Origin of the sequence: Sporosarcina jiandibaonis (assembly GCF_013184495.1) — a bacterium.
Taxonomy (GTDB): Bacteria; Bacillota; Bacilli; order Bacillales_A; family Planococcaceae; genus Sporosarcina; species Sporosarcina jiandibaonis.
The window spans coordinates 1,135,890-1,162,359 of the sequence record NZ_JAAOIY010000001.1; the positions used below are offsets into that span (position 1 = coordinate 1,135,890).

Consider the following 26,470-nt stretch of genomic DNA (forward strand, 5'->3'; position numbering starts at 1 on the left):
CTCTTTTAATAATTAGCTATTTTGTTTACGTAATTCAGCACTGTACGTATGCACTAATTCAGTTAACTTTTTCAATGTCGCAGGTTTTACATCCGGGAATACACCGTGTCCAAGGTTAAAGATATGGCTACCGTGTTCCACCCCTTGTTCGATGATTACTTTTGCACGTTCTTCGATAACTTTCCAATCCGCAATGAGTATTGTCGGATCTAAGTTCCCTTGTAGCGTTTTTGTCAGACCGCGTTCGCCAGCTTCTTTAATCGGCAAGCGCCAGTCAAGTCCAACAACATCTACTGGAAGGTCATGCCATTCATTTGCAAGATGGCTAGCGCCTACACCGAATGTAATGAGTGGAACATCTAGTTTGCGAAGTTCCGTGAAAATACGTGTCATAACAGGTTTGATGAAGATTCTGTAATCTGAAACGCTTAATGCGCCGACCCAAGAATCGAAAATTTGAATTGCTTTCGCGCCAGCGTTAACTTGTGCTGTCACATACGTGATTGTCATATCCGCAAGTTTGTCCATTAGCGCAAACCATGCTTCAGGCTGCGACACCATGAATGACTTTGTTAAGTTGTAAGTTCTTGAAGGACCGCCTTCAATCATATAGCTCGCAAGTGTAAACGGCGCGCCCGCGAAACCGATGAGCGGAACATTCAATTGTTCTTGCGTTAACATTTTAATCGTTTCCAAAACATATGGTACATCATCTTCCGGTGAGATTTCACCCAGTTTATGTACGTCTTGCACTGAACGAACTGGATTGCTAATGACTGGACCAACGCCAGCCTTGATTTTCACATCGATTCCAAGTGCTGGAAGTGGTGTCACAATGTCTTTATATAAAATCGCTGCGTCTACGTTATATTGATCAACAGGAAGTTTTGTAACGTATGCGCAAAGTTCCGGTTTTCGTACAATATCTTCCAACGAACCATGTTCTTCTTTAATTTTTAAATACTCAGGCTGTGAACGTCCTGCTTGTCTCATATACCATACTGGCGTGTGCTCAATTTTCTCTCCGCGTGCTGCACGCAAAAGTGTGTCGTTAAATTTAGTCATAAATTTTATTCCCACTTTCAATAATATTTTCACCTTAAATATATCTCCTATAAATAGTAGAGCTTTATGTGCATTTTGTATAGTTGAATGCCCCCATTGTCATACAATCGTCTTTAATTTCGCCACATAATCGTCAATCTTTGTTTCAAACTTCGAGATATGGGAAAATATGAAGTAGTAAGGGGAGGTTATAGAATGAACATTTTTTTAACATCGGGGACAATGGGTTTTATGGAAACCGTTAGAAAACGTTATGCTAATGAAATGATGATTGTTATGCATGGTGCTGGAAATTCAGTGTTGCTGCATGAAACAGAAGGGAAAACCGTTTTTCAAACCCCGCGGCGATATGAGGTGATCAGCTCTTCCGGCAAACTGACAGAAGAAGGTTTTTTCGCTTTCAATAATATACCTATTACAGATGAAGGCCGGCCGATTTTCGAGCATCGCTTCCAAAGTCGAATAGAAGCTATCGCCGGCGAACCTGGATTTGTGGCTTACCGGCTGCTTCGACCATTAAATTCAGAAACGTATATAATCTTATCACAGTGGACGAGTAAAGAATTTTTAAACTTGTGGCTCGATTCCCCCGCTTACAAAAAGATGAACGATAGTATCGAAAATGAAGTCGGATTGGATAAGATGCAACATATCTTCTTAAGCGCCCCCTATGTGACGACTTATAAAACAAAAGTGGAGAAAGAACAAAACGGAGAAGACTACAGCAATTAATAATATACGTGCATGAAGTATAGGAGGAACCGAAATTCTTCCTATACTTCATTTTTGTTTTTATTGAAGCTGCAACGTATCATTGGTACAATAAACTTTCAAACTATTTTGTACTTGAGAGGGGAATATTCGTGAAAGAAAAGCTATTTGAAAAACTTGCAAATTCATATGAAGATATGGTTGTTATGCGCCGTTATTTACATATGAATCCGGAGTTGTCATTTAAAGAGGAAAAAACCGCTAACTATATTGTTGATTTTTATACGGATCTCGGCATTGATGTTCGTTCGGGAGTCGGCGGCAACGGTGTCGTTGCTCGTGTAAAAGGCGGTAGGCCTGGTAAAACAGTAGCGCTTCGTGCTGACTTTGATGCCCTGCCGATTCAAGACGAAAAAGATGTTCCCTATAAATCTACTGTTCCAGGCGTTATGCATGCATGCGGTCACGACGGTCACACAGCAACGCTTCTCCAACTTGCGAAAGCGATTTATGAGATGAAGGAAGAATTAGCGGGCGAATATGTATTTATTCACCAACATGCCGAAGAATATGCCCCGGGCGGCGCAAAACCGATGATTGAGGACGGTTGTCTCGACGGTGTCGATGTAATCTTTGGAACGCATCTTTGGTCACTGACTGATGCGGGCGCCATTGAATACCGAACCGGACCTGTTATGGCCGCTGCCGATCGATTTGACATCACGGTTCAAGGCGCCGGCGGGCATGGTGCCGCGCCGCATCAAACAAAAGATGCGATTGCAATCGGCGCGCAGCTCGTAACAAATTTACAGCAAATCGTATCGCGTCGTGTGAATCCGACCGAATCAGCAGTTTTATCTGTCGGTTCTTTTGTTGCTGAAAATGCGTTCAACGTGATTGCCGATTCGGCAAAAATCGGCGGCACGGTTCGAACATTCAACCCGAAAATTCGCGATTTAATGGAACGCGAAATGAAACGCGTAGTTGATGGCACTGCACTTGCAAATGACTGCGAAATTGAATTCGCCTATGAACGCGGATATCCTGCCGTTGTTAACCATGAAGATGAAACTGAGTTTTTAAAATCGATAGCGGAACAAATTCCAGGTGTTGAAAAGGTTGTTGAAACGGAGCCCCATATGGGCGGCGAAGATTTCGCTTACTACCTTGAAAAAGTGCCCGGCACATTTTTCTTTACCGGCGCAAGACCTGAAAATCCATATCCGCACCATCATCCGAAATTCGATTTTGATGAAAATGCGATGCTGATTGCGGCAAAAGTGCTAGGGGCCGCGGCATTGGATTACCAAGAATAAGGTTTTTCAATAGTTTTCTAGTTTTTTACTGATTATGGGATTTACTTCCTTGTATTAGGCGTTCAATCGAATGATTCTTAAGAACTAAAAGCCCATCCTGCATTTGCGGGATGGGTTTTTTTCTATATAATTCTCTATTGAAGTAAAACCTTAACCTATCTCTATTTTCTCAATTCGGCATAGGTTAAAAGATTCATTTTGGATAATAATGCTAATTACACATGTAATGTGTTGAAATATTAAATTATTTTATATAGTATGAATCGTATAACAATTGGAAAGGTGTTGGTTAATGTGCAAGTGAACAGTCGGAGTTCGCCATATATTGTTTCTTTAAAAACATTAGTACTCGAACCGGTTTTTGTGGAATCTAGATTGATGTGTCGGGCCATTGAAGAGGACAAAATACTTACTTATTCGCACTCGCCGCTACATAGTATAAGAAATTCATGTCGGCATTATGGGCACTCGTTTGAAAATGCAATGGAAGTCGCTAAAAAGTTTTTGAGAAAACTTCATAAACCGCCTATTATTGTCGCTTATAATTATGGGGGTCCAATCCCATTTTTCCCGACGTTATCGCCAAACGCCCCTGATAACATCTGGATTGCTTTACATGCGGTTGCCAATGTCCGATCCCTGAATAATGCATGTATTATCCACTTGATCAACGGTGATGAAATTAAAGTCAATGTATCTGCTTCAACAATTTATCGCCAAGTCGCATTGGCGAATTGGTTAGAAAAAGATCAGATAAGAAAATACCAAGAACTTTCGAGATTTTAACCTTATTAATTTTTCTTCAAGCTCCTGTCATGGCTAAATAAACAGTTATCAGCTCTTCGGTTCGATTGCGCAGGCGAACATTCAGGTAGCGGCGGCGTTCTTCATAACCGCCGTGTAAAAAGAGATACTCAGTGAAAGTATCATCTGTCTGACCGCGAATAACTTTCATATTATTTCGCCGCAAATAAATCGATGTCTGTTTGAGTTCTGCCCGTACAATTTTCAGCGCCTCCTCAACAAGATTGACATATGGTCTTTTTAATTTAAATGAGCCCTTTTCAAATTCTTGCCGATCCCGTTCTAAAACGATGAGAACCATCGGCAAGTAAATCATATTTTCGAAGTACTGCAAAGACTCCACTGGAATTAGTGCCATACCTTTCCCTCCGTTACGGAACATTTGTTCTAGTATATGCTTTTTTCGGGGAAATATCAACTTGTAAAAGATGGTGCAATAAAAAAACTCCTTGCCGCAATGAGCAAGGAGTTTAATGTGCACTATTTACTTTTTTTCATCGCCAATATAGTGAATAGACGATACTTTCCAATTGCCGTCATCTTTCGTGAATACGGTCACTTGTCGGCCCAATTGATCGAATTCCAAACCCGATGAAATTTGCTTAATCTTTGTCTTTAGCTTTGCGAATACTTGAGCTTCCTGTTCAGAGTACTGAACGATTGTAATATCGGCAGCTTCGCGGTTCAAATCATATTCTTCGAACTGTTCTTCCATATATTCGCGTTCTTCTTCCAAATCAAACACTTCAGAGTGCTTCGAAAGAGTACCCATATACTTATCGATATCTTTTTCGTTGAATGCATCGATGTAAATACTGAATGCTTCTAAAATCCGCTCTTTCTCAGCAGTGGGCACGCCTGCCGCTTCTTCAATCATGCCACCGGACATATTGAATCCAACTTGTTTGTCATCCACTCCGTGATCAATCGCGCCGTTATTCGTGGCCGTTTCACCATCATCGACGGAACCATGGTTCGAAGAATTCTCTTTGTCTGCGCTGCAAGCCCCAAGCACTAATAAGATTCCTACCATTATTGCAATATAAAACTTCTTCATCATTTTTCCTCCTGCGTGCGAAAAAGGGCCACTCCAATTGGACGGCCCTTTTCACTTATAAATCATTACTTTACTTCAACCCAACCGTTTTTAATTGCCGAAACAACCGCTTGAGTTCTATCATTGACAGCCATTTTTTGTAATATGCTTGATACGTGATTTTTCACCGTTTTTTCCGAAATAAATAACGTCTCGCCGATTGTACGGTTGCTTTGTCCATCCGTTAACAATTGTAACACTTCACATTCACGTTTTGTCAACAAATGATATGGACGTCGAATATCGTTTTGTTGGAATGCGCCTTTATGTTCACGTTCACTTAGCCTACGGAACTCCGTTACAAGATTATGCGTCACTTTCGGGTGCAAATAAGAACCTCCTGATGAAACGACTTTAATCGCTTCAACAATTGCTTCGGCATCCATTTCCTTCAACATATAACCAAGAGCGCCCGTTTTGAGTGCATGCGTGACATATGAGCCATCATCATGGATTGATAAAATAATAACTTTTGCTTCCGGGTAATCCTTAAGAAGTTCTTCTGTTGCTTCGACACCGCTAACGCGAGGCATATTTATATCCATTAGAATAACGTCCGGATTATGTTTTTCATAAAGTTCAACTACTTCACTTCCATCATTACCTTCAGCAACTACTTCGAACGAATCTTCAAAGTCCAAAATTCGCTTTACTCCCTCCCGAAATAGTTGGTGATCGTCCACAATTACAATTTTTATCGTCGTCATTAGCATTTTTCCTCCCAATAATTCTAATTCTCAATTAAAGTGTCAATTACCACGCTTTTTAGTGGCACTCCAAATGTGACTTTCGTCCATTTTCCTGGAGTTGAACTAATTTTCATTTCACCTTTCAGTAATTCGACACGTTCTCGCATTCCAATTAATCCGAAAGATTTATCTCGTACTTCTTTTAATTCGAAGCCTTTTCCATTGTCTTTAACTTCTATGTTCAGTATATCGCGAAGCCATTCAATTTTCACCCAAACATCCTTGGAATTCCCGTGTTTTATTGCATTGGTCACTGCTTCTTGCACCAATCTGAATACCGATATTTCGATATTCGTTGGAAGACGCAGCGGTTGTCCAACACTCATGAAATGGATTTGTGTCGCCCTCTCAAAATTCTCGGTGCTTGATAGGTACTTTTCCAACGTAGGAACTAAGCCCAAATCATCAAGTGCCATTGGACGTAAGTTGTAAATAATTCGTCTCACTTCAGATAGTGCATCGCGCACTGTCTCTTTTAATTCATTTAGTTCTTGGAAGGCTAAATCTGCGCCTTTTTCAGCATACACCTTTTCAATTAGGCCTGATCTTAGCAAGACATTGGCCAACATTTGCGCGGGTCCGTCATGAATATCCCGAGATAGCCTTTTCCGCTCTTCTTCTTGCGCTTCGATTATACTTATCGCGAAATTCTGCTTGAGCCTGGCATCTTGAAGTGCTTCCCCTACATTTTGCAAATCAGACGTCAAATAATGCACAACCGCTGACACACGGTTTATGAGCTGATCGGCTCTTTGCATCGTTTCCAGAAGGTCACTCATACGCTTTTGAAGTCTGAAACGTCTTTGTTGCATTTGTTTTTCTTCCATCTCATTGACCGATAACTCAATGAGCAATTTATTGGCAGCTTCATATGCCTCGCGTATTTCCGACTCTGAATAACTCGCAAAGTTTTTAGAAACTTCTGCGAGTCGCCTACGTGAACTGCGACTTTTTTCTTCTAACTGGCTATTTTCTGTCAGCAAACGAGTAATCGCATTTTCCACCGTTTCAAGCTCAACTTTCATTTCATCAAAGCTTTTACGACTTCGTTCACTTATAATGAATATATCGTTCTTGGACTGATCCATCGCACGGAGCATATTAGAAAAAATGGTGTCTAACGCTTTAATATCGACTCTTTGGTCTGCCAATAGGTTCCCCCCCACTCAGAAAACAAACAAGTGCACTTTATGTAATGTGCCAAAGGTGCTATCAATTCCTTACGCACTTCATTTATTATATCATTATACAACGAAATGAATATTAAGTTTGTATTACAGATATCGGAGGTTTTAATATGCGTGCAAATTATCGCACTGTAAAAGGGTATGGCGAAAGTGAATACGTTATACAAAGGTCACGGTTCATTACATTCGTTATGCGAGTTGAAACTGAAGAAGAAGCACTAGACTTCATTAATGACATAAAGAAAATGCATCATACCGCAACTCATAACTGTTCAGCGTATATGATAGGTGAACATAATGACATCCAAAAAGCGAACGATGACGGCGAACCATCCGGAACTGCCGGAGTTCCTATACTCGAAGTACTAAAAAAGCAAGACTTGAAAGATACCGTAATTGTTGTGACCCGCTACTTTGGCGGCATAAAACTCGGAGGCGGCGGTCTCATCCGCGCGTATGGTCGAGCAGCTTCTGATGGTATCGCTGCGGCTGGCACTGTGGAATGCAGACAACACTTCTTAATGAAGGTAACGGTTGATTATACTTGGCTAGGTAAGGTAGAAAACGAAGTCAGACAATCCAACTACATCCTCGACGACATTAACTATATGGAAGATGTCGATATACTTTTATACGTTCCGATTGAAGATGAAGAAACGTTTATAGACTGGATGAATGAAATTACGAACGGTCAAGCAAAGATTTCATCGATTACTAATAAGCTCTTAGAATTTAATATTTAAATTAAATTGTATATAAGACAATAAAAGAGTATAATAATGTGAACTGTAATTTTATAGACATGAAACTTTCTTTAAATGCGAACGTCACATTGTTAGAGGCAAATTAATCGTCTTCTATATTTTTTTAATCATAGATACCATCACATATTAAGTTCGGAGGCAAACGAATGAATAGAAGTAAGTATATACAGGAAAAAAGGCAAAGTAGTCGGAAAAGACTTGCGTTTAAAATAGCACTTTTTGTTACGTTAACAACAGTTTTAGTCGTTGGTGTTTACGCGGTAGTATTGAAAAAGAAAGCAGTTGATGCGGCTGACCGCGCGTATGCAGCACTTGACGATCGAATCAAATCCGATTTGCGCGATGAAGTCGTTGAGCCATTGAAAGATAATGTGTCCATCCTTTTCATTGGTGTCGATGAAAGTGAAAAACGCAGCCAAGGAGATAGCAATGGTCGCTCCGATGCTCTTCTCGTCGCCACGCTTAATAACAAGGAAAAGTCAGTGAAACTTGTCAGTATCCCACGTGATTCCTATGTGTATGTACCCGACAGAGGTCGCAACGACAAAATAACGCATGCTCATGCTTTTGGCGGGGTTCCAGGCACAATTGAAACAGTAGAAGGAATGCTTGAAATTCCGATTGACTACTATGTAAAGATGAATTTCAATGCATTCATTGAAATCGTAGATGCGCTTGGCGGAATTGAAGCTGAAGTTCCGTATAAACTCACGGAATTAGATGAAAATGATCAACGCACGGTTAATTTAGAACCAGGTTTACAGGAACTGAACGGAAAACAAGCACTTGCACTCGCAAGAACGCGTAAATTAGACAGTGACATCGAGCGCGGTAAACGACAACAAATGATTTTGAAATCGATCATGAGTCAAGCTACTTCAATAAAATCGATAACAAAGTATGGCGACCTAATTGATGCAGTTGGCGATAACATGAAAACGAACATGACGTTCAATGAGATGAAATCATTTTTCGAGTATGCCAAAGGCGGCATGCCGGACGTTGAAACAATCAACATAAGCGGATTGGATGATATGTCAACGGGGGTTTATTACTGGTTGCCTGATGAGGAAGGTCTTGAACAGTTAAAACTTGATCTTCAAAATCATTTAGATGTATCCCCTAGGTCATCATTAGTAAATGAAAACTCAAGAATCATAAATAATACCGACATTAATGAATCAGCAGACGATGCAAATTTTTAAGATAATGAATGAAGCCCGAAATTCACTTTCGGGCTTTTTTTGTTGTATTGGAGTGTTTTTTCAGGAGTATCTTTGTTTGATTGATTGATTAGGAATCGGGTTTGGTCGTTTGTGGAGTTGCTTTAGTCGTTTCCCACTCTCTTTAGTCGTTTCTGCGCCCGCTTTAGTCGTTTCCCACTCTCTTTAGTCGTTTCCGCACCCGCTTTAGTCGTTTCTCACTCTCTTTAGTCGTTTCCGCGCCCGCTTTAGTCGTTTCCCCGATTTCCCCCAATAAAAAAAACGATTAGATCCATTTGGTCTAATCGTTTTAACTATTTCCCTATCATTCGTACAAGATTCAAAATCGGTCTGTAATTGGAACCAGCGAGTCCGATAATTTCAACAAACAGCTCAATCGCGATGAGCATTATAAAGACGAGCAATAGCGCGCCCCATTGGGTTGCTTGAGAAAACAAGATCGCCCCGCCGCCAAACATCGTAGCGAATGCATAAATGATTAATACCGATTGTCTATGTGAAAATCCTGCATTTAACAAGCTATGATGCAAATGGGATTTGTCAGGTTTAGAGATTGGTTGTTTCATGCGGACACGGCGAACAATCGTGAAAAATGTATCAGAGATTGGAACACCAAGCATAATAACAGGGATGACTAACGAAATAAAAGTTACATTTTTAAATCCTAGCAAGGCCAGAACCGATATCATGAACCCAAGAAATAGTGCACCGGTATCCCCCATGAAAATCTTTGCCGGATAAAAATTATAATATAAGAAACCTAGAGAGCTAGCTGCTAAAATTGCAGTGGTTGCAACAACGAACATATCGCCCATCAGCATCGCCATAACAGAGAGCGAGATAAGCGCTATCGTTGAAACTCCTGCTGCTAATCCATCTAAACCATCAAGTAAATTAATAGCATTCGTAATACCGACAATCCAAAGTATTGTTACTGGTATACTTAAATATCCAAATTCAATTATTCCGCCAAATGGCAAATTAATAAATTCAATTTGTAAACCGCCCCATGTCACTACAACGATAGCTGCCGCTAATTGACCAGCAATTTTCGCCTTTGCGGTAATTTCGAGCATATCATCGAGAAACCCGGTAATAACAATAATGAGGGCTCCTATGAGAATTCCAGTGGCATGTTCATCTGCTGGTGTTAGTAATAGATAACCAACTAGAAACCCACCTATTATGGCAAGACCGCCGATACGAGGCATAACAGACACATGTACTTTCCGATAATTCGGACGGTCAACCGCTCCGATACGGAATGCTAATTTTCTCACAAGCGGAGTCAGTATTATGGATGCTACAAACGCAACAGCGATTGCAAGAAATAACATGTCCTTCCTCCTAATAGTATTTAATCTTAAAATCTATACTATTATAACACAAACAAAGAGAAAAAGCATATCTACTCTAAGGCAATAATGAAGACAATCAATCTAGCGCTTCACTTATACTCCTATATATAAGTGTCTATTTTACAAGTCGTATTATCAAATCAGTTTAAATATTTACAATTTGGGTATATCCAAAGTAAATACACCACGACAAGGAGGGATTACGATTATGCAGCGAAAAGATCATTTGTCAGACGATGTGATAAAAATCTTTCATAATGCAATGGGTTCTGTAAAAAATAATGTCGAGAAATGGACAGACCATAATGCCGCTTATATGGCGGGCAGCGAAGAAACGGTTGATAGGGATTGGAATTCAAATTCGAATTCACAACGAAATCATGCAGCAGGCGAATATGAACCATTACAAGAAAGAAATACGCACAGTTTCAGCATTCAAGAGAAAGATGAATCTATAAATATGTTTTCAGAACCTGCACCTGAAAATGACATAGATGATCAAATCGACGAAGAAAACCGCATTTTATTAGAAAATGAAGAGCGCATGGAAGACATCGAGGATATGCGTTCTGAATATAGAGGAAATATTGGCGACAAACGTTAATAAAAAATAGCCACACTCATGATGACGACGTGTGGCTTTCTCTATCTTATTAATTAAAGTTCAAGATCTGTAATGATTGTAACATCTCCGTGATGAAGAAGCTTAGTGATCGGCCATTCTGTTGTCACATGACCTTCCAATAATTTTTCAAGTGCTGCACGTTTTCTTTCACCGAATGCTAACAATACAATTTTCTTCGCACGTAAAATCGAACTAATCCCTAATGATAGAGCAGTGTCAGGAATTTTTTCATCGTTCGCAAATAATTGGCTATTCACATTCAATGTAGATTCAGCTAATTTCGCAACATGGGTCACTGAATCAAAGGAAGTTCCCGGTTCATTAAATGCGATATGGCCATTTTCACCCACACCAAGTAATTGTAAATCGAGACCGTGTTCCTCTAGTAAATCTTCGTATCTTTTACACTCTTCCTCTAAGTTTTCCGCTAATCCATTTAACAAAAAGGTTTCCTTGAATTGTTTTTTATCGAAAAGATGTTCATGCATGAAATAAGCATAACTGTTCGGACTATCGGCAGAAATGCCGACATACTCATCTAAATTAAACGTAGTCACGTTTGAGAAATCAAGATCTGAATTAACCCATTTTTCATAAACTGGAACCATTGTGTTTCCAGTCGCAAGACCGATCGTATGGAGACGGTCTTTTTCAAGTTCCTCTTTGATTATTTGAAAAGTAGCTTCTGAGCCTTGTTCGGCATTATCAACTTTAATAAACTTTATATTTTCCATTTTGTTCATCCGACCTTTGCTTTAATTTTTTGTTGAACCAATTGTAATTTTTTTTCGTGTCTCGTGTCAACTAAAAAACAGAACCGAACTATTTGATTGTTAATTAAGATTAACTAACTCATAAGCTTATGGCAACTTTATGAAGAAAAAGTGAACAAGATGTGAAGAATTCGCAATTATCATTAAACCTAGGGATTTCCCTAATTCCGATTTCGTCTACTGCCTATCATAGAGGTAAGCGGTATTTAAACACTGCATGTTGGAAGGAAGTGATGAAATGAAAAACAAAAATCCAAAACCACAACACACAAAAAGTAACGAATCCACTATTCATTTTAAAGGCACATTCATTGCAGTTATGTTGCTTGGCGTGATTATGGTTGCATCCTGGTTCGGAGTTTACGCACTCTTTTTATCTAGATAATGAATGATTGGGGGAAATAAAATGAATTTGCATAAGTACGAAAAAATATGGCTTATTTTTGGAATCGGGTCGCTTGCCGTATTTTTAGCCGTTATCGGTTTCGCTGCTTTTTGGAAAGGAACACATCCACAAAGTCATATCGAAACGATTGATCCGCAAAACGTTGAAGCGCACGAAGCGTTTAAGCCAGAGAATCTCGGGTTGCGTGAAGTTGCTGATGGCAAATATACCGTCAACATCATTGCTTCCGCATTCAATTATGACTTAGGGAAAGATGAAAATGGAAATCGCGTCGACACAATCCGCGTGCCGAGAGGCTCCACGGTTCTTTTCCAAGTAACGACACCCGATGTCGTGCATGGGTTTCAAATCGCTGGAACAAACGTCAATATGATGGTTGAACCCGGGCATATTAGCCGTTACGAAACAGTGATGAAAAACAATGGTGAATTTACGATTGTGTGTAATGAATATTGTGGTATCGGTCACCACTTAATGTTCGGGAAAGTGGAGGTGTATGATTAATCATGAAGCAGCTAAAGTTTTCTAAAAAAGGATCTACCTTGTACATGGCTTTTATGTATGTTACTTTCACGTCGCTGTTAGTCGGCGGATTAATGGGATTATTACAGACTTTCGTTCGTTCAGGTAAATATACACTTCCATTCGGCATCGATTATTACACAATCCTTACTGTTCACGGCGTTATTCTAGGTCTAGTCATGACAACGTTTTTCATTATCGGATTCCAATTTTCTCTTATGGGAAAAACAGTTGGACTGACCGATAAACAACGAAAAGCAGCTTGGTGGTCATTCTGGATCATGCTCGCGGGTACTATTATGGCTTCAGTCATGGTTTTAACTGGGCAAGCATCCGTTCTATACACTTTTTATGCACCGCTGCGTGCACATCCAGTCTTTTATTTCGGGCTTGCATTGGTCATTATCGGAAGCTGGATTGCAGTATTCATAAACTTCCGTCAGCTATATCTATGGAGAAAAGCGAATAAAGGGCAGAAATCTCCGCTTCTCGCATATATGGTTACGATCAATATGATCATGTGGGTAATTGCATCTCTTGGAGTCGCGGTTTCCGTACTAGTTCTATTCATTCCATGGTCTCTTGGCTATACTGCAACCATTAATGTGTTGTTAAGTCGTACCCTGTTCTGGTATTTCGGTCACCCACTCGTTTATTTCTGGTTACTGCCTGCTTATATGGCGTGGTATGCGATTATTCCAAAAATAATTGGCGGGAAAATATTAAGCGACTCGTTGGCAAGGCTTGCCTTTATACTGTTACTGTTGTTCTCAATTCCGGTTGGATTTCACCATCAGCTAACTGAACCGGGAATTGATGCAACATGGAAATTCATTCAAGTGGTATTAACATTTATGGTTGTCATTCCAACACTAATGACCGCATTCTCGATTTTCGCTACATTTGAAGCGACGGGACGAAAAAAAGGATATACGACCCTATTCGGTTGGTTTAGAAAACTCCCTTGGAAAGATGTTCGTTTCTTGGCACCTTTCATTGGCATGGTCGCTTTCATTCCCGGTGGTGCTGGCGGAATCATTAACGCATCTCACCAAATGAACGCATTAATCCATAACACCATTTGGGTAACGGGCCATTTCCATTTGACAGCGGCGATGACATCTGTCCTTACTTTCTTCGGGATTACGTATTGGCTTGTCCCCCATTTAACGGGACGCCGATTGACACCTAGATTAAACAAATTAGGAATTATTCAGTCCCTTACTTGGACAGTCGGTATGCTAATAATGTCGACTGCTATGCATATTCAAGGTCTATTGGGCGGACCCCGCCGTTCCAACTTCTCCGAATATGCAGGAGGAGCGCAAGTAGATACATGGATTAGTTATCAAATGGCACAAGAATCGGCGGATCGATTCTCTTCATTGCCATCATCTTAATGGTGTATATTTTCATCCAATTAACATTCTTTGCACCGCGAGGCGTTGAAGAATATCCGATTGCTGAAGAAGAAGAGGATGCTGAGCCAACACCGAAACTGCTGGAAAATTGGGTTCTGTGGATTGCGATTACAATCGGTTTAATCCTCTTTGCTTATACAATACCAGTGTTCGAAATCTTGCAACACTCACCACCTGGTTCGCCGCCTTTTGATTGGCCTATTGGAAAATGAGTCGAATTTAAAAAGTGCACAGGATTTTAATCCGGTGCACTTTTATTATTTACTTATGAACAGTTAATTCATCATTTATTCGAAGCAACGCGTTCAACAGCTGCTGCTACATTTTCATGGACAGACGGGTCTAGCGGATGAGGTACGAGATCTCCGGATTTAGTGCTTTCAACGATGGCAATTGCAGCCGCAAGAAGCATCGGATACGTAATTTCTTTTGCATTCGCATTTAAAGCGCCGCGGAATATCCCTGGGAAACCAAGCACATTATTGACAAGGCGTCCATCAGCCGCAAATGCCGCGCCAGCTTCCAAAGCAACATCCGGTTTAATCTCGGCGTTCGGATTCGAAAGCGCTAAAATGATTTGTCCTTTTCGAACCATTTCCGGTTTAATTAAATCGGCAACTCCTGTTGTCGCAACGATAATATCACAGCTCGACATTACCTCTTCTAACGACCCCGCAACAGTTCCACCGTGTTCTCTGAGACGTTCGCATGCAACTTCGTTACGATCAATGCCGCGCACCTCTTTAACGCCGTATTCCATGAGCATGCGGCTGATTGCTAAACCGGCGGCACCCAATCCGATTTGCCCCACAGTGGAATCGGAAAGTTTAACCCCGGCTTCTTTACATGCCGAAATCACTGAGGCTAGCGTGACGACAGCTGTTCCGTGTTGGTCATCATGCATGACTGGAATTGGAAGTTCTTCTTTCAGTCTTCTTTCAATTTCAAAACAATGTGGCGATCCGATGTCTTCGAGTAGAATCCCGCCGAATCCTTGATAAATATTTTTAACGGTATTCACAACCTCATCGGGGTCACTGGTACTTAGTAATATCGGAACACCGCTTATGCCTGCAAATTGATCCAATAAGACTGCCTTACCTTCCATGACAGGCATTCCTGCAACCGGACCAATGTCTCCAAGCCCTAAAATAGCCGTGCCATCCGTTACGATTGCAACCGTATTTGAAATCCCGGTAAAATAATTCGCCTGTTCAGGATCTTCTTTTATCACTTCGCAGACGTTCGCGACTCCAGGTGTATAAACTCGACGTAAATCGCCAAGCGAGCGGATTTCCATTCGACTCTTCATATGGATTTTTCCGCCTTCATGAGCTTGGAGTACGTCATCCGTTACAGCATGCACGACAATTCCGTCCCCAATGTCATTCACTGCTTTAACGATACTATGTAAATGTTCTTCACTCCTACAATGAATCGAAACATCGCGAATCGTTGATAATGTTCCAATCTTTATCGTTTGGATATCTCCTATATCCCCTTCTAACGTTCCGATTGCCATCGCAACTTTTGCAAAATTACCAGGTGAAGAAGGGGTTTCAATAATTAGATTACGCATAAATTCGCCTTGTTCCATTTTCAGACCTCCACATTTTTGAATACTAATTTCATCTTACACTCATAATCGTCTACCGTAAATTGAATTAGTATCAGTACTATTATTGTAATACATTTCATGAAAATTTCTACCCATCCAGGCGCCTTTAATTCGCAAATTAAACCACAATATAAGTGACTCAATTCAGAATAATAGTACTCCTTATTTTTTCCCCAATCTTGCATTGGAATTGTTATAATAGAGAGTGGTATCAAAGATTCATACTATTTCAAGGAGTGTTTACATTGACATTACGTAAAAATTTCCTCATCGGGCTCATGCTATTTGCATTATTCCTCGGTGCTGGAAATATTATTTTCCCGCCTTCCCTCGGGCAAATGGCTGGTGAAAATCTTTTCATTGCGATGACGGGTTTCCTAATAACAGGCGTCGGCCTTCCTCTTGTCGCTGTCCTGGCAATTGCTAATGCGGGAGGACAATCAGGGTTACAGATTATAGCCGGAAGAGTTCACCCAATTTTTGGAATCGTTTTCACAATGATAATATATATGGCAATCGGACCTTTTTTCGGAATTCCACGGACAGCTACTGTTTCTTATGAAATCGGAGTTGTGCCATTTCTTTCCGAACGGGCCGCCTCATCAGATTGGCCGCTTGCCTTGTTCACGATTTGTTTTTTCCTAGTAACAATCGCTCTAGCATTAAACCCTGCAAAACTTGTGGACCGAATCGGTAAAGTGTTAACACCCGTTTTATTTATCATTATCAGTGCATTGGCGATTAAAAGCATACTCACACCGATTGGAACAATCGGACAAGCACAGGGAGATTATGTCACGCATCCGTTTTTCCGTAGTTTCGTAGAAGGATACCTTACTATGGATGTTATTGCAGCCCTTGTATTCGGGATTGTTGTCGTAAACGCACTGAAAGCTGAAGGCGTAACAAAAAAAGGACCCATTATGAAGGGAATGATGATTGCAGGGCTCATCGCAGCAGCTGGATTAACTTTCGTCTATGTTTCCTTGAGTTACATCGGAGCAACAAGTGTTGAGGTTATTGGAATGCAACAAAATGGCGGCGCAATACTTTCTTTGGCATCTACGGTATTATACGGTTCAGCCGGAACGTCAATACTCGCCGTCACGATCATTTTCGCTTGTCTAACAACGTCAATCGGACTCGTTGCTGCATGTGCTCAATTTTTCAATGAAATTTTTCCGAGTTTATCGTACAAGATTTATGTATTGATTTTCTCCATATTTAGTGCGGTTATTGCAAACATTGGTTTGACTGAACTTATAGCCATCTCACTACCGGTACTAATGATGATTTATCCGCTTGCGATTGTACTCATGCTGATGTCATTCATTGATAAAGCATTTGGCCGGAAACCGATTGTTTATATACTTGCCCTTTCTGCAACTGCCTTCGTCAGTATTTTCGATGGACTTCTTGTAGCGGACATTGATGTAAAGCCAGTGACGAAATTATTGGCTCAACTACCACTATATAAGCAGCAAATCGGATGGCTTGTACCAGCAATTGTCGGCGCATTTGCCGGAGTAATTATTAGTTTTTTCCAAAAGAAGTGAAATTATGAAACCGGCACCTCGTCAAAGAGTGTGCCGGTTTTATAATTTAAAATTTGGTGTAAATTAAGCTGAACCCTTGGAGCTACAATGTTTTTCAGCTATAATATAGTTGGAAGTTTTTATTAAAACAGATTACTTTAAACGGAGTGAACCACTTGTTCAAAGACAATCGATTTCTTCATTACAATGCGGACGGGTTCAGAAAGGACCTAATTGCAGGTATCACTGTGGGAATTGTTGCAATACCGCTTGGGATGGCATTTGCAATCGCTTCTGGCGTAAAACCGGAGTATGGTCTCTATACAACGATTATTGCAGGTTTTTTAGTCGCGCTTCTTGGAGGATCGCGGTTTCAAATTGCCGGACCAACTGGCGCATTCATTCCCATTCTACTCGCGATTGTTCTTCAGTACGGTTACGAAGACCTGTTAATTGCAGGGTTTTTAGCCGGTGTCATTCTCGTCATCATGAGTTACGCAGGTGTCAGCAGTTTGATTCATTTTGTTCCAAAATCAGTAACAATCGGCTTTACTGCGGGAATTGCCATCATAATCTTCACGGGTCAACTTGGTAATTTTTTCGGATTATCCGGAGTGGAACAAAAAGAGTTTTTTCATGAAAATATGCTCGGTCTGACCAAACAGTTTCATACAGTAAATTTATTCAGCATTCTGATTGCGGTTATCGGCCTGGCCGTTATCTTCATCTTGCCGAAAGTAGCACCGCGTGTTCCCGTCCTTCTTGTCGCGCTTCTCATTCCAACACTTATTTCTTTCTTCTTTTTCCAGGGAAAGGTTGAAACAATCGGCTCTGCATTTGGCGGCATCCCGAATTCCCTTCCAACGTTTCGCTTTCCCGAAATCACGTTATCAAAGCTGGTCGCGCTTTGGCAACCAGCGCTAGTTATTGCGGCACTCGGCTCTATTGAATCCCTTTTATCCGCAGTCGTTGCAGACGGGATGAAACCAAAAAAAACAGAAAATCACAATTCAAAACGCGAGTTATTCGGACAAGGTATCGCGAATATTATTACACCCTTATTCGGCGGAATTCCCGCGACAGGTGCAATTGCACGTACCGCAACAAATATACGTGCTGGAGCAGTTAGCCCGGTTTCTGGATTCGTGCAGAGTTTATTCGTTCTTGGATTCCTACTCTTATTTGCGCCTTATGCATCGCATATTCCCTTAGCGGCTATGGCGCCCATTCTAATGTTTGTGGCTTGGAATATGAGTGCGCGAAAAGCATTTGTCCATATTTTGTCGATACGTTCAGGCGATACCATCGTTCTGTTAACTACTTTTCTACTAACAATATTCGTAAACTTAACAGTTGCAGTTCAAGTCGGTATTCTAATAGCTGTCATTTCGTTTCTGCGAAAAATGGTGCACAAGCTTCATTTAAAAGTGGCAAAGACGTCCGATGTGGAAATTGTCAAATTCGGAAAAGACGATCCTGCTACTTTGAAAAAATACATTCTGGATGGACCGCTATTTTTTGGAACTGCAAAAGTATTTGAAGATGCGTATTCAGTTATACTCACAGGTGACGTGAAAACCATTATTCTCGACATGGAACATATTTCAGTCATCGATGCGACTGGTGAAGCTGCTTTATCGAAATTTATTGACGATGCTCGCAATGCAGACATTGAAATTATTATTAAGAAACTGCCAAAAGAGAAAATATCGCTTTTCAAAAAAGGCGGCTTGTACGATAAGATTGGAAAAGAGAATTTCTTTATGTAATGTTTACGGAAAGACTTGTCCGTTACAACTGGCAGTCTTTCTTTTTATTTTGAATAATAATATTACATTTAGTGCTTGTCTTGAATTTTTCACGAATTATATGTTACCAACTTGTAATATAACTGTAACCGTCCTCTTCCTCTTTTTTTGTTACGATTAGTTATAGATAAATAGACAGAAAAGACGAAAAATAGATAAAAAAGAACTGAAAGGGGAAAAGGGAATAACATGAAGCGATTTGTGTTCGGGATTTTTGCGTGTCTACTTTTGATGTCGGCGACTCCAGCCATGGCTTCAGCAAGCTCCGCATCTACACTGGTTAATATTGCACATGGTTACATCGGCTCCCCCTATTCTTATGGCGGCACTACTTCCGCCGGATTTGATTGTTCCGGATTTACACAACGCGTGTTCAGTGACGGCGGCAGTTCAATTCCTAGAACGACAGGAGCTCAGTTCGGTGTAGGGGCATCTGTAGCCAAAGGAAATTTACAACCAGGCGACCTCGTATTTTTCAACACGAATGGAATAGGCGTCTCGCATGTAGGTATCTACATCGGATCCAATAACTTTATTCATGCTTCGTCAAGTAGAGGCGTAATGATTTCATCGATATATGACCCTCATTATTGGGGTAGCCGCTATATCGGTGCGCGTCGTCCGAATGCTCAACCAATAGCAAACCCAAAACCTGAAGAAAAAGTCGAGAAAAAACAAGAACAACCAAAAGCTGAAGTTAAAAAGGAAATTAAAAAGGAAGTCAAAAAAACTCCTACACCAGCAGTAACACAAAAGGTTGCTGAGAAAACAAAAGCAGAAAATCCGGTAGTTGCAAAACCGAAAGCCGTTGCACAACCAGTTGCAACTCCTCCCATACAAGAAACTAAAACAAAGGTAGTTCAAGCTGAAGAAATAGAACCAGAAGCGGAGAATGAAAGCGAAGAATTAATAGCACAACTCGAATATACTCATTTGCATCCCACTGCACTTAGTTTGAAATACGCTCAAATGGTGTGGGTAGAAGACCGAGACCTGATATTACTAGAAAAAGTCCTTTAACATAGGAAAAACCGCGGCCCAATTACGGCCGCGGTTTTTCCTATGATTTCTATTAGATTACTCTTTTTCGATTGTCAATCGGTGTATAACATGCGCCAACAAATTCGTTCGTTCTACGAGACTATCAACTTCTAAATATTCATCTTCTCTATGTGCATTTCCGCCGATTGGACCTAAACCATCAATCGTCGCAACCCCCATGGCGGATGTAAACGAAGCATCCGAGCCTCCACCTGTCGCCATGTCTTTAATTTCAATCCCAAGTTCGTTTCCGACCGATATAATCAAATTAAGCAATTCTATGGTTTGTTCATTTTTCACCATTGGCGGTCTTTCAATTCCACCCGTCACTTTAATTGTCGTGCCTTTAACATCTGGAACCGCACAAATTTCTCTGATTGTATTTTCAAGCCATTCCGCCTGCTCCATTTTACTAATACGAAGATCTACATAAGCAACTGCAGATGGGGCAATTGTATTGACGGTATTTCCACCCTTTATAACCCCGACGTTAACACCAATCCCTTTTTCATAATCAGTTAACTTATGTAATTTAATTATTTTCTGTGCAAGTTCTTCAATGGCACTGCATCCAGCTTGCGGCTCAATGCCAGAATGGGCCGCTTTCCCCGTAACTTGGAGCATAATCTCTCCTGCACCACGACGAGCTGTAACGAGTGATCCATCTTGTCGAGCAGGTTCCATTATGAGTGCATATTTTTTACCAGCCGTATGTTTTTCGATAAGGTCTTTTGAAGTCGGCGAACCAATTTCTTCATCACTCGTTAAAATGATTAAAATATTTTCAAGACCAGCTCGTTCAGTTTTTTGAAGTGATTTTAATGCATATAAGAGGACTACATGGCTAGCTTGCATATCAATCACACCTGGACCATACGCACGACCCTCTCGTATGGTAAATGGGCGTTCTAATGCTGTCCCTTTTGCAAAAACAGTATCCATATGCGCAACCGACATGATTTCCGGGTTTTTCGCGTTTTTATGTCGGATAACGAGATGGTTTCCTTGGATATCCTGATAATCAGTTTCAACTATAAAGCCAAGTTTTTCATACTCTTTTTGTAAGATGTTACTTACTTTATCAATGCCTTCCTTATCTGTTGATCCGCTATCAATATTCACTAGCTTCTCCAACAACGACAACATTTCATCTTCTTTTTCATTTAAATATGTCTTCACACCAATCACTCCAACCTATTTAGTTATCCTCCCTCTAAGTATACCATTCAATTCAAGAAAGGATCAGACTCTATTGGCGGACTTTTACTTTTTGCGGTTGATCAGGACGTTTATAGATAAAGTGATGGTAAACTGTGTTCGGATTATTCATAACCAGTTGTGAAGCCCATTCTTTCGATATATAAATAACTCCATTTTTTTCTCTTACTTTACTTGACTGATTAAAATCTAATACGTAGATTTTGTTTTCACCACCCATTTTCAGGATATTGATAGTTCTAGGGGTATGTGAAGTCATTCCGAAAATAATATGAGACTTTCTCTCCATATTTAATCTCCTTTCTGCAGTAGTTGTTTATTATATCTATTCAAGTGCCCTCCTTCCCCTTTTTCGAATTTAATTATTCCAAAATGTGGATTAAATTCAGTATAATTATACCATTTAAATATTCATAATTCTAGTACTTTTTCTAAATATTAACAAATCATTGTTTTATCAATAAACTCAGAATTTAATTCAAGAATAAACACATAAGGAACAGGCTCAACGCAGGTCGACATGATACAAAAAAAAGAGCCGTTTGGCCCTTTTTCATTTCTTTTATCTATTAGCCTCTTGAATATGCGATTCTAGTTCTTCAGTCATAAGTTTTTTCCTTTCTGGCGACCAGTTGAATAGACGATCCATATAATCAATTACAGGTTGCTTCCACGTTCGAACCCATGTTTTATCAAAGTATATAGCGCCAGTTCTTCTCGCAAAATAATCGGCGGGAGTCATCGCCATTTCAAATTGAATAGCATAATGAAGTGTCAATTTGATTGGCAGAGGTAAATCGAGTTCAATTAACAACTCTTTTTCTAAATCAATAATCGCATCTGTATTCGTGCCATAAATTGCAGCAATCGAATCGCCATCTTCCTTAGACATACCTAATGCTGAAAGTTTCATTGATTTCGTTTCGATGAATTTTGGATAATCATTCGAATCCCAGAAGTCTCCCCCAGATAACTTCAATTTCTTTGTTTGTGAGTCGACGTCTTTTTTGTCTAATTTGGAAATGAGTAAATCGGTCACCGTTTCAGCCATTTTTCGGTAGCCTGTTAACTTCCCTCCTGCAATTGTAATAAGTCCTGTTTTTGAAGTCCAAACTTCATCTTTGCGGGATATTTCAGAAGGTCCTTTTCCATCTTCATGGATTAAAGGGCGAATACCGGCCCAAGTCGATTCGATGTTTTCGATTTCAATCGCCGTCTCAGGAAACATAGTTCGTATACAACGCAATAGATATTCTTTATCTTCATCGGTTGTCTTTGGATGTTCAAGATTCCCTTCATAGATTGTATCTGTAGTGCCTACATAAGTTTTTCCATTCCGCGGAATCGCAAAAACCATTCTTCCGTCTGGCGTGTCAAAATAAATTGGTTGATTGAGGGGAAGCTTTTTTCTATCGAGTACAATATGCACACCTTTTGTTAGAAGCAAGCTCTTCCCGGGCACTTCTTCATCAAGATTAATGACCCTCTCTACCCAAGGACCCGCAGCGTTAACAAACATATTTCCAGTTGCAAGATAGCGTTGTTCCGTTATTTCATCTAGTAAATGCACACCTGCAACTTTGCCATTTGCATCATATTCAAATTGCTCGACCTTTGCATAGTTTAGAAGATCTGCTCCATATTCATATGCTTTTTTCGCTACCTCTATTGTCAGTCTTGCATCATCCGTACTGTACTCGACATATTCGCCGCCGCCTATGAGCCCCTTTTTAGCAAGCAATGGTTCGCGTCGAAGGACTTCCTTTCGAGAAAGCATTCTTCGCTTTTCCTCTCGCTTCACTCCAGCTAAAAAATCATAAATTTTCAGGCCGATAGATGTTGAATACTTGCCAAATGTACCTTTTTTATAGATTGGCAACAACATCCACTGCGGATGTGTAATATGCGGTGCATTTTCATAGACAATCGCTCGTTCTTTACCTACATCCGAAACCATCTTTAATTCAAATTGCTTTAAATAGCGGAGTCCACCGTGAACAAGTTTTGTCGATCTACTCGAAGTGCCTGCCGCAAAATCCTGCATTTCTACTAATAAAGTCTTTAAGCCCCGCGTCGTACAATCAAGGGCAATCCCCATTCCTGTTATTCCACCGCCAATAATAATAACGTCATAGTGTTCATTTTCAAGCCCTGTCAATATGTTCTTTCTTTCAATGTGTGAAAAGTTCTTCTTCATTATAATTAGCCCCTTTATTAAAAAGAAATGAACAATCTCCTTTTACTATACAATGAATTCCAACGGTTACAAATATATACGTACACTGTATTGGAATTACGCATTAGGACTCTCATGACATTCTAATAATCTTCACAATGAATTCACATAACGAAATACTATGATAGGAGTAATCCAAATCAAGGATGGTTGTTATTACATAGAGGAGTGATTAAATGGCTATCGAGATTTTTAGCCGGCGGGAACAAAAGTATTTAATAACGCGATTGCAGTACGAACAACTTGTTGAAAAGATCTCACCTTATATGCGTTTTGATAAGTACGGGGTAGATGGTAGATATACCGTAACAAGCCTTTATTTCGAAAACCCTGATAAGGAAATTTATTTTGAGACAAAAAACAAATTAAAGTATCGTCAAAAATTACGACTGCGCGTCTATGATGATACGGATCGAAATGGAAATGCGTTTTTCGAAGTGAAACAAAAGCATAATAAGGTGGTCAATAAACGACGTCTAGTCTTGCCGTTAAATGAAGCCTATCGGTATTTGGAAAATGATGAAACTGAGGATCTATCTACGTATGAAACATCAAACAATCAAGTGTTAAAAGAGATTGATCATTTTCGAAGATTCTACAATTTACTTCCTGAGATGATTGTCAGCTATAATCGACATGCATTTCACGGAACTACGGATCCTGAACTTCGAATTACTTTTGACTTGGACCTGAAGTGTCGAAATGAAGATTTAGCACTTGAGAATGGTCCATACGGTGAGAGTTTTATCGATGAAGATCTTGTTGTCCTCGAAGTAAAAGTAAATGATAGCGTGCCGCTATGGCTTACACGTTTTCTACAAGAAGTAGATTGTGAACAGCGGAGCGCTTCAAAGTTCTGCACGAGTACCGAATTATTATATGGAGATGACCTTCCACACAATGAGTGGATGGAAACAACAACAATTGGAGGCGTTACAAATGGAAAGCATAAACAATTTGTTTCAATTTAATGGATTAGAAGGCGAGCCTACTATATGGATGAGCATCGGAGCTATGGCGATTGCAGCAGTACTTAGCTTAATCATAACAAAGGTATACCAAATTACATTTACAGGTGAGCGTTATTCACAAGCATTCGTCCATACGATTGTGATGATGAGTGTTATTGTTGCTGTTGTTATGAATGTGGTTAGCGGAAATGCTGGAGTTGCATTCGGTTTATTCGCAGTGTTTTCACTGATCCGATTTAGAAGTGCTGTGACTAACGCGAAAGACATCGCTTATATTTTCTTCGGACTCTGCGTCGGCATGACTGCAGGATTATTCCAATTCGAACTTGCCATTGTACTGACTTTATTTGCAAGCCTAGTGTTTTACTTACTCTATAAAGTAGATTACGGGGCAGGCAAAGATACGCAAATTTTAAAAATAACTGTTCCTGAAAACTTAAATGATGAAAACCTATTTGATGATATTTTACAAGAGAAAACGGATAGTTATCAGCTTCGTCAAGTCGAAACTACAAACCTGGGAACAATGATTTTATATACATTTGCGATACGCAGTAAAGTCGATACGAAAGATCAAGAGTTGCTTAATGTCATTCGTGAGAGAAATGCTAATTTGAAAGTATCTCTGTCCTATTTAGAGATGAGAGACTGAGCACAAAAACCGTTCTTAATTTAAGAACGGTTTTTAATTTCATTAATCTATATTTTCCACGACAACAGAGATCCCTTGCCCAACTCCGATGCACATGGAAGCTAATCCTAGTTTCGAATTCCTCTTTTTCATTTCATAAATAAGTGTTGTCAAGATACGCGTCCCGCTTGCCCCTAGTGGATGGCCCAACGCGATAGCCCCGCCGTTGACATTCACCTTGTCAATATCCAACCCGAGTTGTTTCACGCACTCGATTGATTGAGAGGCAAATGCTTCGTTGATTTCCACCAAATCAAAGTCCTCAGAAGTTAGACCATATCGCTCCATTACTTTCTTCGTGGAATAGATTGGACCTAATCCCATTAGCGATGGTTCTGTACCCGCTGTTGCAGAACCTACAAATTTAACGAGCGGCTTCAGTTTTAATTTTTCCGCTAGTTCAGCGCTCATTAGAATGACACCCGAAGCCCCGTCGTTTATTCCGGAAGCATTTCCAGCTGTTATTGTTCCATCCTCAAATAATGGACGTATATTCCCTAATTTCTCCAAAGTCGTCGTCGGTCTCGGATGTTCGTCTTGATTGATAATAATTTCATTTCCTTTTCGATCTTTCACAGTAACTGGAATGATTTCATCCTCGAATCGATTTGTATCATTCGCTATCTTCGTTAACTGCTGGCTTCTGTATGCGAAAGCATCTTGTTCTTCTCTAGAAATACTGAATTTTTTAGCAACGTTTTCTGCTGTTTGCGGCATGGATTCTGTTCCGTACATTTCATTCAATTTGGGATTAATAAATCTCCACCCCATAGTCGTATCATGTAAACCCATATCTCCACGCGGAAAATCATGTTCAGGTTTCCCCATCACAAATGGAGCTCGCGTCATGCTTTCAGTACCGCCTGCAATGATTACATCGCATTCACCTGAAAGAATTGATCGCGCCCCCATGCTGATTGCATCTAAACTTGAGCCGCATAAACGATTCACTGTTGTCCCGCTCACTTCTAGCGGTAAACCTGCCAAAAGCAATGACATTCTGCCAACATTTCGATTGTCTTCACCCGCACCGTTCGCATTCCCTAAAATAACATCATCAATTAACAGCGGATCAAGTGCAGGATTTCGATCGAGCAATGCTTTAATGACAACCGCCCCTAAATCATCCGGGCGGACATTTTTAAATTGCCCCTTATACCTTCCAATCGGCGTGCGTACAGCATCTACTATGACTACTTCTCTTGCCATGTTAATCCCCCTTTAATAGATTGAAGAATTTTACGTCCCGCTTCTCTTGGCAACCGCTAATCAAATTAGTGAAGACATTTCGAAGTCCTATAAATCTCGCAGTTATGATTAAAAAACAGGTGA

At 40.2% G+C, this 26,470-nt stretch carries 24 protein-coding genes and 1 pseudogene; 13 read left to right on the forward strand and 12 right to left on the reverse strand.

Translation table 11 applies throughout. From position 1 onward, the window contains the following. Positions 1-12: 12 nt before the first annotated feature. Positions 13-1,065, reverse strand: a complete 1,053-nt coding sequence (gene hemE, locus G8782_RS05840; RefSeq protein WP_172369935.1) for a uroporphyrinogen decarboxylase — start codon at positions 1,063-1,065, stop codon at positions 13-15. A gap of 195 nt (positions 1,066-1,260) precedes the next feature. Between hemE and G8782_RS05845 the strand changes: the two genes are divergently transcribed. From G8782_RS05845 to G8782_RS05855, 3 genes are all read left to right on the forward strand, one after another. Next, on the forward strand, positions 1,261-1,797 hold the full coding sequence (locus G8782_RS05845) for an antibiotic biosynthesis monooxygenase family protein (RefSeq protein WP_172369936.1): 537 nt from the start codon (positions 1,261-1,263) through the stop codon (positions 1,795-1,797). A gap of 131 nt (positions 1,798-1,928) precedes the next feature. Beyond that, positions 1,929-3,092, forward strand: coding sequence for a M20 metallopeptidase family protein (locus tag G8782_RS05850; protein WP_343034979.1), 1,164 nt, complete (start codon positions 1,929-1,931; stop codon positions 3,090-3,092). 258 nt (positions 3,093-3,350) lie between these two features. Beyond that, on the forward strand, positions 3,351-3,878 hold the full coding sequence (locus G8782_RS05855) for a competence protein ComK (RefSeq protein WP_281357893.1): 528 nt from the start codon (positions 3,351-3,353) through the stop codon (positions 3,876-3,878). Positions 3,879-3,894: 16 nt separating this feature from the next. Here the strand turns inward: G8782_RS05855 and G8782_RS05860 are convergent, their stop codons facing one another. The 4 genes from G8782_RS05860 to G8782_RS05875 form a co-directional block, all read right to left on the reverse strand. After that, positions 3,895-4,254 (reverse strand): YhjD family protein, encoded by a 360-nt coding sequence (locus G8782_RS05860; RefSeq protein WP_172369938.1) that lies wholly within the window; start codon positions 4,252-4,254, stop codon positions 3,895-3,897. Between the two features lie 126 nt (positions 4,255-4,380). Further along, complete coding sequence (locus G8782_RS05865) at positions 4,381-4,953, reverse strand: nuclear transport factor 2 family protein (RefSeq protein ID WP_172369939.1); 573 nt, start codon at positions 4,951-4,953, stop codon at positions 4,381-4,383. Positions 4,954-5,018: 65 nt separating this feature from the next. After that, complete coding sequence (locus G8782_RS05870) at positions 5,019-5,699, reverse strand: response regulator (RefSeq protein ID WP_172369940.1); 681 nt, start codon at positions 5,697-5,699, stop codon at positions 5,019-5,021. Between the two features lie 23 nt (positions 5,700-5,722). Further along, entirely contained in the window at positions 5,723-6,892 is a 1,170-nt protein-coding gene (locus tag G8782_RS05875) for a sensor histidine kinase (RefSeq protein ID WP_172369941.1), read from the reverse strand. A gap of 146 nt (positions 6,893-7,038) precedes the next feature. Between G8782_RS05875 and G8782_RS05880 the strand changes: the two genes are divergently transcribed. Then, positions 7,039-7,671 carry a YigZ family protein gene (locus tag G8782_RS05880; RefSeq protein ID WP_172369942.1) on the forward strand — a complete coding sequence of 211 codons (633 nt, stop codon included), beginning with the start codon at positions 7,039-7,041 and terminating at the stop codon, positions 7,669-7,671. Between the two features lie 167 nt (positions 7,672-7,838). After that, the gene (locus G8782_RS05885; protein WP_172369943.1) at positions 7,839-8,897 is read left to right on the forward strand and encodes an LCP family protein; all 1,059 of its coding nucleotides are present in this window, start codon (positions 7,839-7,841) and stop codon (positions 8,895-8,897) included. Between the two features lie 311 nt (positions 8,898-9,208). Here the strand turns inward: G8782_RS05885 and G8782_RS05890 are convergent, their stop codons facing one another. Further along, positions 9,209-10,252, reverse strand: coding sequence for a glycosyltransferase family 4 protein (locus G8782_RS05890; RefSeq protein ID WP_172369944.1), 1,044 nt, complete (start codon positions 10,250-10,252; stop codon positions 9,209-9,211). Positions 10,253-10,481: 229 nt separating this feature from the next. Here G8782_RS05890 and G8782_RS05895 point away from each other — a divergent pair, with 229 nt between their 5' ends. After that, positions 10,482-10,877, forward strand: a complete 396-nt coding sequence (locus G8782_RS05895) for a hypothetical protein (RefSeq protein ID WP_172369945.1) — start codon at positions 10,482-10,484, stop codon at positions 10,875-10,877. Between the two features lie 53 nt (positions 10,878-10,930). Here the strand turns inward: G8782_RS05895 and G8782_RS05900 are convergent, their stop codons facing one another. Continuing rightward, complete coding sequence (locus G8782_RS05900) at positions 10,931-11,623, reverse strand: glucosamine-6-phosphate deaminase (RefSeq protein ID WP_172370238.1); 693 nt, start codon at positions 11,621-11,623, stop codon at positions 10,931-10,933. A gap of 454 nt (positions 11,624-12,077) precedes the next feature. On the opposite strand from G8782_RS05900, the gene G8782_RS05905 reads away from it, so the two are divergent. Then, positions 12,078-12,581, forward strand: a complete 504-nt coding sequence (locus G8782_RS05905) for a cytochrome c oxidase subunit II (protein WP_172369946.1) — start codon at positions 12,078-12,080, stop codon at positions 12,579-12,581. A 2-nt stretch (positions 12,582-12,583) separates the two neighbouring features. Further along, positions 12,584-14,232: pseudogene (locus G8782_RS05910) on the forward strand (b(o/a)3-type cytochrome-c oxidase subunit 1). A 71-nt stretch (positions 14,233-14,303) separates the two neighbouring features. Here the strand turns inward: G8782_RS05910 and G8782_RS05915 are convergent. Next, positions 14,304-15,617, reverse strand: a complete 1,314-nt coding sequence (locus G8782_RS05915; protein ID WP_172369947.1) for an NAD-dependent malic enzyme — start codon at positions 15,615-15,617, stop codon at positions 14,304-14,306. Positions 15,618-15,874: 257 nt separating this feature from the next. On the opposite strand from G8782_RS05915, the gene brnQ reads away from it, so the two are divergent. The 3 genes from brnQ (at position 15,875) to G8782_RS05930 (ending at position 20,001) form a co-directional block, all read left to right on the forward strand. Beyond that, positions 15,875-17,194, forward strand: a complete 1,320-nt coding sequence (gene brnQ, locus G8782_RS05920; RefSeq protein ID WP_343034980.1) for a branched-chain amino acid transport system II carrier protein — start codon at positions 15,875-15,877, stop codon at positions 17,192-17,194. Positions 17,195-17,349: 155 nt separating this feature from the next. Continuing rightward, positions 17,350-18,942 (forward strand): SulP family inorganic anion transporter, encoded by a 1,593-nt coding sequence (locus G8782_RS05925; RefSeq protein WP_172369948.1) that lies wholly within the window; start codon positions 17,350-17,352, stop codon positions 18,940-18,942. Positions 18,943-19,170: 228 nt separating this feature from the next. Continuing rightward, positions 19,171-20,001 carry a C40 family peptidase gene (locus G8782_RS05930; RefSeq protein ID WP_172369949.1) on the forward strand — a complete coding sequence of 277 codons (831 nt, stop codon included), beginning with the start codon at positions 19,171-19,173 and terminating at the stop codon, positions 19,999-20,001. A 57-nt stretch (positions 20,002-20,058) separates the two neighbouring features. Here the strand turns inward: G8782_RS05930 and G8782_RS05935 are convergent, their stop codons facing one another. From G8782_RS05935 to G8782_RS05945, 3 genes are all read right to left on the reverse strand, one after another. After that, a complete protein-coding gene (locus G8782_RS05935) occupies positions 20,059-21,201 on the reverse strand; it encodes a M20/M25/M40 family metallo-hydrolase (RefSeq protein WP_172369950.1) in 1,143 nt (380 codons plus the stop codon). Positions 21,202-21,271: 70 nt separating this feature from the next. After that, positions 21,272-21,529 (reverse strand): hypothetical protein, encoded by a 258-nt coding sequence (locus G8782_RS05940; protein WP_172369951.1) that lies wholly within the window; start codon positions 21,527-21,529, stop codon positions 21,272-21,274. Between the two features lie 273 nt (positions 21,530-21,802). Further along, a complete protein-coding gene (locus G8782_RS05945; protein ID WP_172369952.1) occupies positions 21,803-23,437 on the reverse strand; it encodes a glycerol-3-phosphate dehydrogenase/oxidase in 1,635 nt (544 codons plus the stop codon). A gap of 215 nt (positions 23,438-23,652) precedes the next feature. On the opposite strand from G8782_RS05945, the gene G8782_RS05950 reads away from it, so the two are divergent. Both G8782_RS05950 and G8782_RS05955 read left to right on the forward strand, forming a co-directional pair. Further along, entirely contained in the window at positions 23,653-24,447 is a 795-nt protein-coding gene (locus G8782_RS05950) for a polyphosphate polymerase domain-containing protein (protein ID WP_172369953.1), read from the forward strand. Next, on the forward strand, positions 24,416-25,099 hold the full coding sequence (locus G8782_RS05955) for a DUF4956 domain-containing protein (protein ID WP_172369954.1): 684 nt from the start codon (positions 24,416-24,418) through the stop codon (positions 25,097-25,099). Before G8782_RS05950 ends, G8782_RS05955 begins: the two co-directional genes overlap by 32 nt. 42 nt (positions 25,100-25,141) lie before the next feature. Here the strand turns inward: G8782_RS05955 and G8782_RS05960 are convergent, their stop codons facing one another. Next, positions 25,142-26,347, reverse strand: a complete 1,206-nt coding sequence (locus G8782_RS05960) for an acetyl-CoA C-acyltransferase (protein WP_172369955.1) — start codon at positions 26,345-26,347, stop codon at positions 25,142-25,144. Positions 26,348-26,470 lie beyond the last annotated feature (123 nt).

Coding starts and splice junctions, on each gene's coding strand:
- hemE (WP_172369935.1), bottom strand. CDS start 1,065: ATGACTAAATTTAACGACACACTTTTGCGTGCAGCACGCGGAGAGAAA.
- G8782_RS05845 (WP_172369936.1), top strand. CDS start 1,261: ATGAACATTTTTTTAACATCGGGGACAATGGGTTTTATGGAAACCGTT.
- G8782_RS05855 (WP_281357893.1), top strand. CDS start 3,351: ATGAATCGTATAACAATTGGAAAGGTGTTGGTTAATGTGCAAGTGAAC.
- G8782_RS05860 (WP_172369938.1), bottom strand. CDS start 4,254: ATGGCACTAATTCCAGTGGAGTCTTTGCAGTACTTCGAAAATATGATT.
- G8782_RS05865 (WP_172369939.1), bottom strand. CDS start 4,953: ATGAAGAAGTTTTATATTGCAATAATGGTAGGAATCTTATTAGTGCTT.
- G8782_RS05870 (WP_172369940.1), bottom strand. CDS start 5,699: ATGACGACGATAAAAATTGTAATTGTGGACGATCACCAACTATTTCGG.
- G8782_RS05880 (WP_172369942.1), top strand. CDS start 7,039: ATGCGTGCAAATTATCGCACTGTAAAAGGGTATGGCGAAAGTGAATAC.
- G8782_RS05885 (WP_172369943.1), top strand. CDS start 7,839: ATGAATAGAAGTAAGTATATACAGGAAAAAAGGCAAAGTAGTCGGAAA.
- G8782_RS05890 (WP_172369944.1), bottom strand. CDS start 10,252: ATGTTATTTCTTGCAATCGCTGTTGCGTTTGTAGCATCCATAATACTG.
- G8782_RS05895 (WP_172369945.1), top strand. CDS start 10,482: ATGCAGCGAAAAGATCATTTGTCAGACGATGTGATAAAAATCTTTCAT.
- G8782_RS05905 (WP_172369946.1), top strand. CDS start 12,078: ATGAATTTGCATAAGTACGAAAAAATATGGCTTATTTTTGGAATCGGG.
- G8782_RS05915 (WP_172369947.1), bottom strand. CDS start 15,617: ATGGAACAAGGCGAATTTATGCGTAATCTAATTATTGAAACCCCTTCT.
- G8782_RS05930 (WP_172369949.1), top strand. CDS start 19,171: ATGAAGCGATTTGTGTTCGGGATTTTTGCGTGTCTACTTTTGATGTCG.
- G8782_RS05940 (WP_172369951.1), bottom strand. CDS start 21,529: ATGGAGAGAAAGTCTCATATTATTTTCGGAATGACTTCACATACCCCT.
- G8782_RS05945 (WP_172369952.1), bottom strand. CDS start 23,437: ATGAAGAAGAACTTTTCACACATTGAAAGAAAGAACATATTGACAGGG.
- G8782_RS05950 (WP_172369953.1), top strand. CDS start 23,653: ATGGCTATCGAGATTTTTAGCCGGCGGGAACAAAAGTATTTAATAACG.
- G8782_RS05955 (WP_172369954.1), top strand. CDS start 24,416: ATGGAAAGCATAAACAATTTGTTTCAATTTAATGGATTAGAAGGCGAG.
- G8782_RS05960 (WP_172369955.1), bottom strand. CDS start 26,347: ATGGCAAGAGAAGTAGTCATAGTAGATGCTGTACGCACGCCGATTGGA.